Origin of the sequence: Rhodococcus qingshengii JCM 15477 (genome assembly GCF_023221595.1) — a bacterium.
Lineage (GTDB): Bacteria > Actinomycetota > Actinomycetes > Mycobacteriales > Mycobacteriaceae > Rhodococcus_F > Rhodococcus_F qingshengii.
Window position 1 is genome coordinate 5,402,546 of record NZ_CP096563.1, and the last position, 13,686, is coordinate 5,416,231.

Annotated in this window: 16 protein-coding genes; 6 read left to right on the forward strand and 10 right to left on the reverse strand. The window is 61.5% G+C overall.

Annotated features, from left to right (window positions below; genetic code table 11):
* Positions 1-17 precede the first annotated feature (17 nt).
* Positions 18-1,550 carry an FAD-dependent oxidoreductase gene (locus M0639_RS24795; RefSeq protein WP_037128865.1) on the forward strand — a complete coding sequence of 511 codons (1,533 nt, stop codon included), beginning with the start codon at positions 18-20 and terminating at the stop codon, positions 1,548-1,550.
* A gap of 163 nt (positions 1,551-1,713) precedes the next feature.
* Here M0639_RS24795 and M0639_RS24800 read toward each other — a convergent pair whose 3' ends face one another.
* From M0639_RS24800 to hsaA, 7 genes are all read right to left on the reverse strand, one after another.
* Positions 1,714-2,181, reverse strand: a complete 468-nt coding sequence (locus M0639_RS24800) for a pyridoxamine 5'-phosphate oxidase family protein (RefSeq protein WP_231915032.1) — start codon at positions 2,179-2,181, stop codon at positions 1,714-1,716.
* Between the two features lie 30 nt (positions 2,182-2,211).
* On the reverse strand, positions 2,212-3,228 hold the full coding sequence (locus M0639_RS24805; RefSeq protein WP_064074281.1) for a TIGR03617 family F420-dependent LLM class oxidoreductase: 1,017 nt from the start codon (positions 3,226-3,228) through the stop codon (positions 2,212-2,214).
* 1 nt (position 3,229) lies between these two features.
* A complete protein-coding gene (locus tag M0639_RS24810) occupies positions 3,230-4,111 on the reverse strand; it encodes an SMP-30/gluconolactonase/LRE family protein (RefSeq protein WP_064074280.1) in 882 nt (293 codons plus the stop codon).
* Positions 4,112-4,192: 81 nt separating this feature from the next.
* The gene (locus M0639_RS24815; RefSeq protein ID WP_030536982.1) at positions 4,193-4,654 is read right to left on the reverse strand and encodes an SRPBCC family protein; all 462 of its coding nucleotides are present in this window, start codon (positions 4,652-4,654) and stop codon (positions 4,193-4,195) included.
* A complete protein-coding gene (locus M0639_RS24820) occupies positions 4,647-5,006 on the reverse strand; it encodes an ArsR/SmtB family transcription factor (protein ID WP_003940373.1) in 360 nt (119 codons plus the stop codon). Before M0639_RS24820 ends, M0639_RS24815 begins: the two co-directional genes overlap by 8 nt.
* A 65-nt stretch (positions 5,007-5,071) precedes the next feature.
* Entirely contained in the window at positions 5,072-6,364 is a 1,293-nt protein-coding gene (locus tag M0639_RS24825; RefSeq protein ID WP_063315770.1) for a type I glutamate--ammonia ligase, read from the reverse strand.
* Positions 6,365-6,402: 38 nt separating this feature from the next.
* Entirely contained in the window at positions 6,403-7,569 is a 1,167-nt protein-coding gene (gene hsaA / locus M0639_RS24830; RefSeq protein WP_064074279.1) for a 3-hydroxy-9,10-secoandrosta-1,3,5(10)-triene-9,17-dione monooxygenase oxygenase subunit, read from the reverse strand.
* Positions 7,570-7,806: 237 nt separating this feature from the next.
* On the opposite strand from hsaA, the gene M0639_RS24835 reads away from it, so the two are divergent.
* From M0639_RS24835 to M0639_RS24850, 4 genes are read left to right on the forward strand one after another with little or no spacing between them, the layout of a single operon-like run.
* Positions 7,807-8,970 carry a 3-ketosteroid-9-alpha-monooxygenase, oxygenase component gene (locus M0639_RS24835; RefSeq protein ID WP_003940257.1) on the forward strand — a complete coding sequence of 388 codons (1,164 nt, stop codon included), beginning with the start codon at positions 7,807-7,809 and terminating at the stop codon, positions 8,968-8,970.
* On the forward strand, positions 8,948-9,244 hold the full coding sequence (locus M0639_RS24840; RefSeq protein WP_003940353.1) for a hypothetical protein: 297 nt from the start codon (positions 8,948-8,950) through the stop codon (positions 9,242-9,244). Before M0639_RS24835 ends, M0639_RS24840 begins: the two co-directional genes overlap by 23 nt.
* A gap of 30 nt (positions 9,245-9,274) precedes the next feature.
* On the forward strand, positions 9,275-10,063 hold the full coding sequence (locus M0639_RS24845) for an SDR family NAD(P)-dependent oxidoreductase (protein ID WP_020909164.1): 789 nt from the start codon (positions 9,275-9,277) through the stop codon (positions 10,061-10,063).
* A gap of 51 nt (positions 10,064-10,114) precedes the next feature.
* The gene (locus M0639_RS24850; protein ID WP_003940631.1) at positions 10,115-10,573 is read left to right on the forward strand and encodes a nuclear transport factor 2 family protein; all 459 of its coding nucleotides are present in this window, start codon (positions 10,115-10,117) and stop codon (positions 10,571-10,573) included.
* Position 10,574: 1 nt separating this feature from the next.
* On the opposite strand, the gene M0639_RS24855 is transcribed toward M0639_RS24850, so the two are convergent.
* A complete protein-coding gene (locus M0639_RS24855) occupies positions 10,575-11,369 on the reverse strand; it encodes an SDR family NAD(P)-dependent oxidoreductase (RefSeq protein ID WP_054826829.1) in 795 nt (264 codons plus the stop codon).
* A gap of 214 nt (positions 11,370-11,583) precedes the next feature.
* Here M0639_RS24855 and M0639_RS24860 point away from each other — a divergent pair, with 214 nt between their 5' ends.
* On the forward strand, positions 11,584-12,162 hold the full coding sequence (locus tag M0639_RS24860) for a GNAT family N-acetyltransferase (protein ID WP_030536976.1): 579 nt from the start codon (positions 11,584-11,586) through the stop codon (positions 12,160-12,162).
* On the opposite strand, the gene M0639_RS24865 is transcribed toward M0639_RS24860, so the two are convergent.
* Positions 12,153-12,659 carry a ClbS/DfsB family four-helix bundle protein gene (locus M0639_RS24865; protein WP_064074278.1) on the reverse strand — a complete coding sequence of 169 codons (507 nt, stop codon included), beginning with the start codon at positions 12,657-12,659 and terminating at the stop codon, positions 12,153-12,155. The two genes, M0639_RS24860 and M0639_RS24865, sit on opposite strands and share 10 nt — an antisense overlap.
* A gap of 87 nt (positions 12,660-12,746) precedes the next feature.
* Positions 12,747-13,682 carry an alpha/beta fold hydrolase gene (locus M0639_RS24870; RefSeq protein WP_007732711.1) on the reverse strand — a complete coding sequence of 312 codons (936 nt, stop codon included), beginning with the start codon at positions 13,680-13,682 and terminating at the stop codon, positions 12,747-12,749.
* Positions 13,683-13,686: the final 4 nt, after the last annotated feature.

The window sequence follows — 13,686 nt, forward strand, 5'->3', positions numbered from 1 at the left end:
GGAGTAAGGACGCAATGATGCAGGACTGGACCACCGAGTGCGACGTGTTGGTAGTCGGCTCCGGCGGCGGCGCGCTGACCGGCGCATACACCGCGGCAGCTCGAGGATTGACGACGATCGTCCTCGAGAAAACCGATCGCTTCGGCGGAACTTCCGCGTACTCGGGCGCATCCATCTGGCTGCCGGGAACCCAAGTACAGGAACGTGCGGGACTCCCCGACTCGACGGAGAACGCACGCACCTATCTGCGCGCATTGCTCGGCGACGCCGAGTCCGAGCGCCAGGATGCCTATGTCGAGACCGCTCCCGATGTCGTCGCACTACTCGAGCAGAACCCGCACATCGAATTCGAGTTCCGTGCGTTCCCCGACTACTACAAGGCCGAAGGCCGGATGGACACGGGACGCTCCATCAACCCTCTCGATCTCGATCCCGCCGACATCGGTGACCTCGCCGGCAAGGTGCGTCCGGAACTCGACCAAGACCGCACCGGTCAGGATCATGCTCCCGGCCCGATGATCGGTGGGCGCGCACTGATCGGCCGACTGCTGGCCGCAGTCCAGAGCACCGGTAACGCAGAACTTCGTACCGAATCCATCCTCACCTCCCTGATCGTGGAAGACGGTCGGGTTGTCGGCGCCGAGGTCGAATCCGGCGGCGAAACCCAGCGAATCAAGGCGAACCGCGGTGTGCTAATGGCAGCGGGCGGCATCGAAGGCAACGCCGAGATGCGTGAGCAGGCCGGCACCCCCGGCAAAGCGATCTGGAGTATGGGTCCCTTCGGCGCCAACACCGGTGACGCGATCTCCGCCGGAATTGCTGTCGGTGGCGCAACCGCTTTGCTCGATCAGGCGTGGTTCTGCCCCGGCGTCGAGCAGCCGGACGGCAGCGCCGCATTCATGGTCGGCGTTCGCGGCGGACTCGTCGTCGACAACGCGGGCGAGCGTTACCTCAACGAGTCTCTCCCGTACGACCAGTTCGGCCGGGCCATGGATGCGCACGACGACAACGGTTCTGCAGTGCCGTCGTTCATGATCTTCGACTCGCGCGAGGGTGGCGGACTGCCTGCCATCTGCATCCCGAACACGGCGCCCGCCAAGCACCTCGAGGCCGGAACCTGGGTCGCCGCCGACACTCTCGAAGAACTCGCCGCCAAGACCGGACTGCCGGCCGACGCATTGCGCAGCACTGTCGAAAAGTTCAACGACGCCGCAAAGCTGGGAGTCGACGAAGAGTTCCATCGCGGCGAAGACCCGTACGACGCATTCTTCTGCCCACCCAACGGCGGCGCGAATGCGGCACTGACGGCGATCGAGAACGGTCCGTTCTACGCGGCCCGCATCGTCCTCAGTGACCTCGGCACCAAGGGCGGATTGGTCACCGACGTCAACGGTCGAGTCCTGCGTGCCGACGGCAGCGCCATCGACGGCCTGTACGCCGCCGGCAACACGAGCGCGTCACTGAGCGGCCGCTTCTACCCCGGTCCTGGCGTTCCGCTCGGCACGGCCATGGTCTTCTCGTACCGAGCAGCCCAGGACATGGCGAAGTAACCAGCACAACGAGGACGTGGGGCAGGCAATGTCAGAATCACCTGCCCCACACTCTTTCGCACGGCGACGCGATTTTGTATCACTCCAGGTCGATACCGGGCAACCCGTCCACACTCTTCGCGTTCTTCTCGGCGCGATAGGCGATGAGCCGCTCCGGCCCCCTCTACTCCGCTACGCGGTCGAGCACGTCACGATCGGATTGGTAGTCCATCAGCGGTACTGCGTATCCGCACGAATCCGAAATGCGCGTCAGATCGACCACGACGATCGACCGCAGCCCCGGGTGCTCAGGGAACCTACCGACAAGCTCGTTGAACGGTTCCGACCCTGCAAGCAGAACGTGTCCGTGACCGTGCAGTCGTACGATCTTCGGTGGTCCGTCAAACGCCATGAACATCAGTGTTATTCGGGAGTTCTCGCGCACGTGCGCGATGGTTTCCACACCGCTGCCGGTGAGGTCGAGGTACGCCACCCGGTTGGATGTCAGCACCACAAACGATCCGACTCCCCCTTTGGGTGAGCAATTGACCAACCCGTCAGCAGACAACGGTGCGGTGGCAACGACGAACAGCGGTTGAGCCTGCAACCACGTGGTGAGCTTTTCATCGATGCCTTCGTAGACGCGCCCCATGTCGAGAGTGTAGTTCGCGCCGACTGGACGTCACGGGGCAGACGCTGCGGCGGCTCGAATCTCCTCACACATCGCTGCGAAGACGCGGTCGTCGGCGGGATTCGCCGGCACCGCCAGTGCAATGCCGTCGCAGAGACTCGCGTATTTCGAACTCAGCACCTCGGGGAGTTCGGCGTAGGTGCATTGCGTGACCAGCCTGTCGAGAACATCGTCGGTGAGGACGGCAGGTAGTCGAGCCCAATCACCTGCCCGCGCCATCACTGTCAGTTCTTCCCCGACCTCGGATAATCCGAGGACCTCCAGCGCGACTCGGTACGCCGGAGTGGAGTAGAGAAAGGCAAGTTCACTGCGCACCGCTTCTCGTTGAGCAAGTATCGCGGCAGGATCTTTGCCGGTGATCATCTTCGGAACGGCAATCAGTCGCGGCTTCCTTCCTCCTGCCGTCAACGATGGAATGATCCTCTCCGCGAGCACCTTCGGATGGGAGTTGGTGGGGTGAGAAACAAAACCGTCGGCGACGGCTCCCGCCAGTGAGCACATGCGAGAGTTCACTCCCCCGGTCCAGATCTCCGGAGCCGGAACATCGAGCGGCCCCGGATTGAAGTAGGGCTGCAGCCGGTCGAAGGTATAGTGCGTTCCCGCATGGTCGAGTTCACCGCCCTCCTGAAACACTCGGAAGATCTCGCGTACAGCGCTGACGTAATCACGCAGTTGCGCAACAGGATCCGTCCACGGCATCGAGTACCGCCCGACGATGTTCCCACGCACCTGCGTCGCAAGCCCCAGTTGAAATCGCCCACCCGAGAAACCCGCAAGATCCCAGGCAGCCAAAGCCGTCACCATGGGACTGCGCGCAAACGCGACAACCATCGACGTCCGGACAGTGAGAGTACTGCTGTGCTCGACGGCCAGGGCCGCCACCGCAAACGGATCACGAATGGTTTCGGAGATGTGCACCGTGTCGAAACCAAGGTTCTCGATGCGTCGGACGTGCTGAGCTACCTGCCGCAGCGGAGTGTCGGCAGGTAGCGAGGTCACCAATTCCATATCAGATCAAAGGCTCCAGGCGAATCGACAGCAGCTTTCCTTCGGTATCCACCTTGCGAGCGTGTTCATTGAAATCCGGGGCGGCACAAACGAACAGGGTACGACCGTCGGAACCGCCGAGTCCGCAAGCGAAGACACCGCTGTCGAAGGCAATTTCGTCGACTATCTCCCCGCTGGCGCCCACATGAAGAACACGGCTTCCGAGGGCATCGGCCACCCACATCGAATCGTCTCCGTCGATACAACACCCGTCCGCCGCAACGACGATCTGAGCGAGGGTGGTCTCCATCTCGGGTCCACCAGGCACCGGCCCGAACGACGCCCAGTCGCGGCGTTCACCCAGAGAGCCGTCGGCCTGGACGGCAAACGCACTGATTCGATTTCCCAGCGTTTCGTCCACGAGCAGATCTCCGGTCGACGTCAGAGCCATTCCATTGGGGAAGTGGAGATCTCGCGCGACGACGTGCACCGATCCGTCCGGGTCGACGCGGAGGAGATCTGCCGTCTCGACGGGGGCCAGGTTCATCAGATCGAACCCGAAGTTGCCCACGTACGCTCGTCCCTGTGCGTCGACCAGCATGTCGTTGACGTTGGCACTGACGTACCCGGACAAGTCTGCGTGCACCACCAACTCGCCATCGGATTCTCGCCGCAGAATCTTCTGGTCCCGCATGGAGACGACCAGTAATCTGCCGTCCGGAAGCCACCCCAGCCCGGACGGCTGCCCTGGAACCTCCGCCTCGACGCGTATGTCTGTCCCGTCCTCGCAGGCCGAAATCACCTGGTAGGTGTAGAAGTCCGATACCCAGATCCGGTTCTCGTGCCAGCGCGGGCATTCGAAGTAGGTGTATCCCTCGAGAACTACCGCAACTTCTGGTGCCATCAGGCTCTCCTGCGTCGGTGACGAATGGACTATCAGCCCCATTCAATCACCGGCACCGCTGTCGCGGTGTCCGATTCCCGACTAGTCGCCGGCGCGAACTTCGTCCAACACGTCGAAAGCGGATTCCCATCCGTCGTACACATTCCCGTCACCCTTGAATCCCGGAATTCCTACCAGGTGGAAGGTCATCTCGGTTTTGTCACCCCGTTCTGCGAGCGTGACCGTTATCCGAGGTGCGGCATCCACCGGATCACTCGGATTTCCCCAGGTGAAGACCAGCCTCTTCGGCTCGTCGACCTCGAGATAGGTTCCGCCGGTGGGGTACTCGGCTCCGTTCTCGTCGTTGATCATCAGGTAGCGGTACGTTCCGCCAACTCTGGGATCGATCGTGACATGCTCACGGGGACTGCTGACACCCTTCGGATGCCACCAGCGCGCCGCCTCGTCGGGGTCGGTCCACGCCTGCCAGACAAGGTCGCGCGGCGCGTCGAAGATCCGGGTGATGGTGAATTCTGCAGTGGCATCGGCATTCCGGTCACTCATTGTCCTTCTCCTTCTTCGGTCGACGTTGCTTCAGCTCACGTAGACGCTCGTCGAGGAGGTCGAAGCGTTCGTTCCAGCCTCGCCGGTGTTCGTCGACCCAGGCGCTGGCGTCGTCGAGACCCTCTGCGCGAAGGGTGCACGTGCGCCATTGCGCGGTGGCGGTTCGTTCGATGAGACCGGCTCGCTCGAGCACCTTCAGATGCTGAGAGATGGCAGGTCGACTCATTTCGAACGGCTCGGCCAACTCACCGACGGTCATCGAACCATCAGTGAGGCGAGAGAGCATTTCACGCCTCGTCGGGTCGGCCAATGCGCTGAACACTGCATCGAGTCGGCCACTTCGCTCGTCCATGTAAGCAACTCCTTAATTAAGGAATAGCTTAAACATAGGACTCGACATCTTGCGCGTCAACCCTTTCAGCTCCAGGTATATCGAAGCCGCTCGACGGTTGTCGCCTCGTCCATCTGGGAGAAAGTCTCGCGCTCAACTCCCTTCACTGACACCATCGCTTCGATGATCGGCTCCCCGAAGATTTCCTTCGCCACCGAGGAGGAGTTGAACTTCTGCACTATCTCGCGCAGATCGGTGGGGACTCGGGTCACCCCGCGCTCATCACGTTCCGCCTCCGTGAGAGTCGACGGGTTCACCACAATTTCCGGCGGCAATGGCGAGGCATTGCCGATACCGATATGCGAAAGGCCAAGTATCGCAGCGGTCGCCAGATACGGGTTGGCCGATGGATCGACGATTTTCACTTCGGCGTTGGCGCCGTGTGGATTCGACGGTGACTCGGCGCAGAACCTCAGTGCCGCTTCCCGGTTCTCGAGCCCCCAACAGACGTAGGCCCCCGACCAATTGTCCGGTCGCAGCCTGACCTCGGAGAGCGGTGAGGACGCAAAGATGGCCGTGAATTCCGTGAGGTGAGAGAGGATTCCACCCAAAGCTGACGATCCTTTGTCGGTCATCCCGTACTCCTGCCCGCCACCGGAGAAGACGGGTCGCCCACCTGAGTTCAATGAAAAGTGCTGGTGTGCACCGTTCCCTGCACCTCCGACCGTAGGTATCGGTGAAAACGAGGCCGCCAATCCATGGGCTCTGGCAGTGCGGCTGATCAAGATCCGGGCCAGTATCACCAGGTCGGCAGCCTGAACAGGAGTTGCCGGAGCGATGGAGATCTCGAATTGATCCGGTCCGTACTCTGCATGCACTTGCTCGATATGAAGTTGTGCGCGTTCGGCATTGCGCAGAAGGTCCTTGAGGAAGTCCTCGCGGCGCAGGACTGCACCTAACCCGTACGCCGACCACGCTCCGTCACACGCATCACCGAAAAGAGTGAACTCGATCTCGTGACCCACCCGAGCTTCCAGTCCGTCGGCGGCAAGCCGCGCCACGACGGCAGTGAGTGCGGACCGAGTACACACGGCAGCCGTCGCACCGTCTTGATCGTGCAACGTCGCCGGCGCCCACGACACGCCCCCTCCGAGATCACGGAGGTCGGAGCGGTCGATACGCAACCGGAGATCACCCACGACGGAAAAGGAATCGGTGAAGGCAATCCGATCGTCGCTACAGAAGACGTTCCAGCTCGGTGAGACTCCCGCACCGGCTTTCTCGAAGACACCGGTTCGGCCGGCCGGCATCACCTTCGCGCGCGCGACACCCGCCATGTCGACGATCGAGCCGATGGTCAGAGCCGGTACTTCCCTCATCCAAAGGCAAATACCCCACCCGGTGACGCGCCAACCCGTCAGATCAGGTTGTCCTCCACCGGCAGTCCGAACGCCGCCCGGCCGTAGAGCGCCAACGCGCGCTCGGGTTCGTTGGCAACGTGAACGCTGCCCGCATGAACGTCACGCCACGCACGCTCGATCGGGTTTCCGCGAGAGAGGGAGTTCCCGCCTGCCGTCTTGAAAAGCATGTCGATCGCTTCCACCGAGCGTTCCGTCGCACGAACCTGATCACGACGCGCACGCAGCCTCATCGAGAGTGGGAGCTCCTGACCGGCCACAGCAAGTTCGTACATCTCCCGGATATTGCGATCCATCTGCAAAATCGCAGCATCGATCTCCGACGACGCACGTGCGACGGCGACCTGAGCGAACTGATCCTCGCTGAACCGTCCACCACCCAAACTCAGACGGACGCGCTCACGCATCACGTCCAGGTACCCCTCGTAACAACCGGCGACGATGCCCACACACGGCGCGGCAACCGTCGAGGTGAAGATGCTCCCGAACGGAAGTTTGTACAGCGGGCCAGGATTGACCGCTTGGCCAGGCCCACGCAGTTGTGCGGTCTCGTAGTTGCGCTTCAATCGGTGCTCGGGAACGAAGGCCTTCTCGACCACGATCTCGTTGCTCGCGGTGCCCCGCATACCCACGACATCCCACACGTCACGGATTTCGTAATCGGTGCGCGGCACCAACACCGTCATGAAATCGACGGGACGACCATCCATGCCGACCACCATCGCTCCCAGCAACGCCCAACTCGCGTGGTCGCAACCGGAGGAGAAACCCCACTGGCCCGATAGCTCGTAGCCTCCGTCCACCGCCGTCAGTCGACCGACCGGCGCATAGGCGGACGAAATGAGCGTCGTCTGATCCTCTCCCCACACGTCGGCCTGCGATCGGTCGTCGAAAAGTGCAAGATGCCACGGGTGCACCCCCACCACCGACGCGACCCAACCGGTCGAGCCGCAGGCAGCCGAGATGGCCCTGACCACTTCGTAGAACTGAACCGGGTCGCTCTCGGCACCTCCGTATCTTTTCGGCGCCAGCATGGAGAAGACGCCGGCTTCGGACAGCTCCCGGATGGTCCGTTCGGAGATCTTGCGCGAATCGTCGACCTTCTGAGCGCGGGCCGCGATCTTCGGGAGCAGATCACGGACTGAACTCAGAACCTTGTTGACCATGGGAGACACTCCTCGCACCGAACCGTGAGGGAGCGGATCGGCAGATAGACATAACGGCTGCCCCGTCACGATATGTCGGTCACGCGTTCCGGTGATCGGAAGTCCCGGAGGCCGGGATCAGCCGCCGGATCCTCGCGCTCGCCGCTGGTCCCGGCCAGTGAGACGAGACCCCAGAGGCAATTCACGCTCCCCTAGCGTCGGGCGTCGACACTGCCCCTGGAAAGGACGGGACTCATCGTGACGATCACTCAGTCCGACAACGACGAGGTTCGCGAGATCCAAGCTGGAACCGCGCCTACACGCTTTGCGCGTGGATGGCACTGCATTGGACTCACGGAGTCCTTCAAGGACGGCCAGCCGCACTCCATCGAGGCGTTCGGCACCAAACTGGTCGTCTTCGCCGACAGTGAAGGCAACGTCAAGATCCTCGACGCGTACTGCCGTCACATGGGTGGCGACTTGAGCCAGGGCACCATCAAGGGCGACGCCATTGCCTGTCCGTTCCACGATTGGCGCTGGGGCGGCAACGGCAAGTGCCAGAAGATTCCGTACGCACGCCGCGTCCCCCCGCTGGCCAAGACGCGCGCCTGGCAAACCCTCGACCAAGACGGCATGCTCTTCGTCTGGCACGACCCCGAGGGCAACCCGCCGACCGACGACGTGGCTATCCCCCGCATCGAAGGCGCGCTCAGCGACGAGTGGAGCGACTGGGTCTGGTACACCACGACCGTCGACACCAACTGCCGCGAAATCGTCGACAACATCGTCGACATGGCGCACTTCTTCTACGTGCACTACTCCTTCCCGACGTACTTCAAGAACGTCTTCGAAGGCCACGCCGCAACGCAGTACATGCGTGGCGTCGCTCGCTCGGACATGCGTCCCCACGCAGCAGGCACCCCGAAGATGGTCGGCAGCAACTCGGTTGCCACGTACTTCGGCCCCTCCTTCATGGTCGACGACCTGACCTACGAGTACGAGGACTACAACGTCGACTCTGTGCTCATCAACTGCCACTACCCGGTCAGCGCTGACAAGTTCGTGCTCCAGTACGGCATCATCGTCAAGAAGTCGGATCGCTTCCAGGGTGAAGCCGCCGACGCGATGGCCGCGAACTTCGGCACGTTCATCGCCAAGGGCTTCGAGCAGGACGTCGAGATCTGGAAGAACAAGACTCGCATCGAGAACCCGCTCCTGTGCGAAGAAGACGGCCCGGTCTACCAGCTCCGTCGCTGGTACGAACAGTTCTACGTCGATGTCGCGGACATCGCTCCCGAGATGACCGAGCGCTTCGAATTCGAACTCGACACCGCGCGACCCGTCGCAGCCTGGCAGAAGGAAGTCGAAGACAACCTCGCTGCAAAGAAGGCAGACGAAGATGCAGCCTCTTCAGTGCGCTGAGTGCAAGGCTCAGGTCCTGGTCCAGAAGAACAGTTGGGAACACACCACCGTTCAGTGGAGTGACCAGGCCCGCGCCCAGTGCCTCGAAATCGCCGACGACCGTGAATTCGGGCAGCGAGAGGGACGACCCGGTGCCCCTCGCAAGCAGTGCGGCGCCTTGATCGCGTCCATCGTGAACGCTGCAACAGCGGGCGAACTCGAGATCCTCAACGACGAGCCGGTGCCTCAGCCGATCGTCGACGACAGCGAACCCGTACCGACTCCGTTTCACTAGTCAAGCCAACATCTTTCGAAGAAGGTAGTAATGATCGATCCTCAGTACTACGGCCCGTGGGCAGTCATCGCCGGCGGTTCAGAAGGTGTCGGCGCAGGGTTCGCCGACGAGCTCAGCAAGATCGGCATCAACCTCGTTCTCATCGCCCGCAAGCCGGGCCCGCTCGAGGAGACCGCGGCCAAGGCACGCGCCAACGGCGTCGAAGTACGCACTCTCGCATTGGATCTGCTCGTTCCGGACGCGCTCGATCAGATCAAGGCTGTCACCGACGACGTCGAGGTTGGTCTCCTCATTTTCAACGCCGGCGCCAACAGCTACGGCCACGAGTTCGTCACCGGAGATCTGACGGGATTTGCCGGAGTCATCGAGCTGAACATCAACAAGCAGCTCGAACTCTCGCACCACTTCGGCGGATTGATGAAGGATCGCGGACGCGGCGGCATCATGCTGCTCGGTTCGCTGGCCGGATTCATGGGCTCCGAGCACCAGAGCATCTACGCGGCGTCCAAGGCATTCGGGCGCATCTTCGCCGAAAGCCTGTGGCTCGAACTCCAGCCGTACGGCGTTCACGTCGTCGAGTTCATTCTCGGTGTCACTCGCACACCCGCTATGATTCGCGCGGGACTGAACTTCGACATCCCGGGCATGAACGTCGCAGAGCCCGAAGATGTTGCACGTGAAGGTCTCGAACACCTTGCCGACGGCCCGATCTGGGTGGCTGCAGGAAACTACGAAGGCGCCAAGAAGCGCAGCGGCTTCCCCCGAGACAAGATGGTCAAGGGCGCTGCCGAAGCGATGCGCAAGCTGCTCAACCGCTGACATCTGCTGTGCGCCTTTATTAACCCCCCGACGTTAAGAAAGGCGCACAGCATGAGCATCGACATCACCACTCTTCTCGACGAACGCGAGATCACCCGCTCCATCTTCGAGTTCGCCCGAGCCATGGATGCGCGAGAGTGGGATGAACTCCACCGGATCATGACGCCGGACGCTACGGCAGAATTGGGCACCGGAACTCTGCGCGGACCCGCCGAGGTAGTGGCGTCCATCCGCTCGTTCCTCGACGAGTGCGGTCCCACCCAACATCTGATCGGTAACGTGCTGGTCGAGGTGGTCGGCGATCTCGCCACCAGCCGCTCCTATGTCAGCGACATGCATGTGGGCACCGGGAGCAAGGCTCACCTGAACTTCTTCACCCTCGGCGACTACCACGACTCATGGGCGCGGATCGACGGAAAGTGGCGAATGACGCACCGCACCAAGCATTCACACGCCAGTCAGGGATCCATCGAGGTTCTGGGCGCCGGCCCCAGCGGTTGGCGGAGCTGATTCAGCTCAACATCGACGAACGGCCGGTCGCGAGCGGACTCTTGCTGGTGAGTCCGCCGTCGACCACCAGGGTCTGCCCCGTCATGTAGCGAGATTCGTCCGAAGCCAGGTAGACCATGGCATGCGCGATGTCTTCGGGTTCGCCGAGGTAAGGCAGGGCGTTTGCCTGCTTCATGCCGTCGATGACATCAGCGGGGATGTTGTCCACGAGAGCGGGTGTCATGATCGCGCCCGGCGCTACGGCATTGCACCGAACACCGTTTGCTCCGTACTGGACTGCGATGTACTGCGTCAGACGAATGACTGCCGCTTTGGCGGATCCGTAGGCAGACTGCAGGGAATCCCCGATCAATCCACCTACCGAGGCCGTGTTGACGATCGATCCTCCACCGGCACTGTTCATGTGCGGAATGGCAAGTCGTGAAGCGACGACAGTGCTGCGGACGTTGAGCGACATCACGCGATCCCACTCGTCCAAGTCCATCCGGAGCAGGTCGAGATCCTTGCGCGGGTTACTACCGCCCACGTGATTACACAGGACGTTGATGCCGCCGAATTCGGTGACCGCCTTTTCGATCATCGCTGCCAGAGAGTCCTCGTTCATGACATCGACGCCGAAACCCACTGCATTGCCACCCGTCTCGCGAATCGCCACCGCCGCTTCCTCTGCACGCGCAGGATCGAGGTCGGCGACCAACACCTTGGCGCCCTCTGCCGCCATGAGTTGTGCTGCTGCACGCCCGATTCCACTGGCGGCGCCTGTGATCACTACACTCTTGCTTTCGAGCCTGTTCATATCTGTTCCTTTCGCGGAGAATCGCCGTACCCGGATCTCACGTGCCCGGAGTTGACAGCTCGGCGATTGCCCGATCACTACCAGTCAACGCAGGATCGACAGCCTCGTCCAACTTTCTTGAATGAACTCACAAGTACGTGACCACGGCCCGCGCACCTGCTACACCGCCGAAATCGAGTGGCGACGGAAGACCTCACTGTGCTGAAGTGGCACTATGCAGAATTCTGTTCGACCGCTGTCCATCGACGACCTCGACCGTGCCGCCGAGGTTCTCGGCGAGGCGTTTGCCGACTACCCCTGGACGAACTGGTGCGTCGCCGAAGACTCCCACGTGGAACGCGTCGCGACTCTGCAACGGATCTACCTCGAACACCTGGCACTACCGTTCGGGCGTTCCTACATAGACGATTCCGGCAACGGCGTCATCGCAGTCCTGCCGCCGGACGCTCCAGAGCCTGATGAAGCGACCGTCGAGAAGATCGTCGAACTGCACGGAGATCGGTTCGAGCGCGTTCTTCAGGCTGACGAACAACTGTCTGCGCTTCCCGTCCCCGACAACGCGTGGTCGTTGGCAACGATCGGTACGACGCCGCGCTCACGCGGAACCGGATTGGGTTCTGCGCTACTGAAACATGCTTTGGCGGAACTGGATCGAACCGAACAGAATTGCTGGCTCGATACGTCGACCGAACGAAATCTACCGCTGTACCAACGGTTCGGTTTCACGATCGTCGGCCAGACCTCGCTCCCCGACGGACCGGACGTATGGCGGATGCATCGACTTCAGGGCTGATTGTTCGACTTCAACTCTCGCCGAATCATTTTCGACAACGACGCGTATTGGGTGATCGTGTTGACGGCGATCCACCTCGAGACCGGCCACGTCCGGGTCCACGAGAAAACCCCGACCGACAGCAGTTGATCGTCGTCAAGGGTCTCGATGTAGTTGCGCAACATCGCAACAGCAGCTCCCAAGCGGTCACGAAGCTCCTGAGCCGGAATGCCGATGCTCGCGTCGACAACCGACTGGTTCAGTGCGGGTGTTTGCGTCCACTTGTAACCCGCCGCCGGCGTCTGCGGAGCCTCGTCTCGCAGCCCGGCACCTATCCACTCTGCGACGGCCTCTGCCCACCAGACACGCACAGCGAGTACGTCGTGCACCGTCCACGCGTCGACGGCAACGGCGTCGAACGCATCGGCCTCGGCGACGCCGTCGAGTAACGCTTCGAGTTTCGAATACGCCGAGTCCAGCTCGCTCACCAGTTCTTCGCGTGACCAGGTCTGCGCCACAATGCCTCCGAACGATCAGTGGAGAAGAAAGAAGCGGGACCATCTCGACTCGATGGCCCCGCCTCCAACTTTAACGTCCTCCCGGATTCAGTTCAGCTCACCCAAGAACCTTCCGAGGTTCTCGGCGATTTCCTTCGACCTGGTGTGGTGCAGGTAGTGGTCTCCGTCCAGCAAGATCACCTCTCCGTGATCGACGGAGGCTGCCTGCCCCTCGTGCAGCTCTGTCCAGCCCTGAACTTCTGAATTGTTCACGGCGAACAACAGAATCGGAAGATCGGCTGGGAACGTCTTGCCGATTGCTTCAGCGAAGTTACTGGAAAGATGATCCATCTCGTTGAGATAGGTATCGCTGAAGTTGTTCTTCGCAGTCAACTGTCGCATCTCGTCCTTTGCGGCGGGATCGAGGTACTCGTCCGAGGCTTCACCACCGACGACCTTGGACAGCAATTCCGCCAAGCCCAATTGCCTTCCAACTCGGAGTGCGTCGATCGGGAATTTGGTATCCATGTTCGGCTGCCCTGGAACACTGCTGTCGATACCCACGAATGCGGTGACCTCGTCACGGTACTTCGCGGTGTAGTCCAGCGCATAGAGACCAGTGATCGAGTGCCCCATGAGGATGTATTCGTCAATTCCCAGCGACTGTACTGCCGTATGAATCTCTTCGACGATGTTCGCAGTCGTGCGATCCTTGTCCGTTCCGTCACTGTAGCCGTAACCGAAGGGCTCGATCGTGACGACGCGGTAGTCGGGTGCGAGCTCGTTGACAAGCGGTGTGAAGTCGAGAATCGGTGCGGACGTTCCGAACCCGGGTAACAGCACTATGGTCTGATCGCCGTTGCCGCGGATCGAGTAGCTCATGTTCTTTCCGTCGACGGACACGAACTGGTTGCCCGTCTCCCCGGCCGGAACGCTCGCTTTGCTGGAGCCGACATTGAACACGAGCGCTATCGATACCAGCACAACCAGAACTACAGACACCGAAGCAACCAGCTTCAGTGCAACGGTACGAATCTTCTTCATTCTC

Bases quoted from the DNA above. Each gene is read 5' to 3' on its own strand.
- M0639_RS24795 (WP_037128865.1), top strand. From the start codon at position 18: ATGCAGGACTGGACCACCGAGTGCGACGTGTTGGTAGTCGGCTCCGGC.
- M0639_RS24810 (WP_064074280.1), bottom strand. From the start codon at position 4,111: ATGGCACCAGAAGTTGCGGTAGTTCTCGAGGGATACACCTACTTCGAA.
- M0639_RS24860 (WP_030536976.1), top strand. From the start codon at position 11,584: ATGCAGAATTCTGTTCGACCGCTGTCCATCGACGACCTCGACCGTGCC.
- M0639_RS24800 (WP_231915032.1), bottom strand. From the start codon at position 2,181: ATGGGGCGCGTCTACGAAGGCATCGATGAAAAGCTCACCACGTGGTTG.
- M0639_RS24825 (WP_063315770.1), bottom strand. From the start codon at position 6,364: ATGAGGGAAGTACCGGCTCTGACCATCGGCTCGATCGTCGACATGGCG.
- M0639_RS24815 (WP_030536982.1), bottom strand. From the start codon at position 4,654: ATGAGTGACCGGAATGCCGATGCCACTGCAGAATTCACCATCACCCGG.
- M0639_RS24855 (WP_054826829.1), bottom strand. From the start codon at position 11,369: ATGAACAGGCTCGAAAGCAAGAGTGTAGTGATCACAGGCGCCGCCAGT.
- M0639_RS24805 (WP_064074281.1), bottom strand. From the start codon at position 3,228: ATGGAATTGGTGACCTCGCTACCTGCCGACACTCCGCTGCGGCAGGTA.
- M0639_RS24870 (WP_007732711.1), bottom strand. From the start codon at position 13,682: ATGAAGAAGATTCGTACCGTTGCACTGAAGCTGGTTGCTTCGGTGTCT.
- M0639_RS24820 (WP_003940373.1), bottom strand. From the start codon at position 5,006: ATGGACGAGCGAAGTGGCCGACTCGATGCAGTGTTCAGCGCATTGGCC.
- hsaA (WP_064074279.1), bottom strand. From the start codon at position 7,569: ATGGTCAACAAGGTTCTGAGTTCAGTCCGTGATCTGCTCCCGAAGATC.
- M0639_RS24850 (WP_003940631.1), top strand. From the start codon at position 10,115: ATGAGCATCGACATCACCACTCTTCTCGACGAACGCGAGATCACCCGC.
- M0639_RS24845 (WP_020909164.1), top strand. From the start codon at position 9,275: ATGATCGATCCTCAGTACTACGGCCCGTGGGCAGTCATCGCCGGCGGT.
- M0639_RS24840 (WP_003940353.1), top strand. From the start codon at position 8,948: ATGCAGCCTCTTCAGTGCGCTGAGTGCAAGGCTCAGGTCCTGGTCCAG.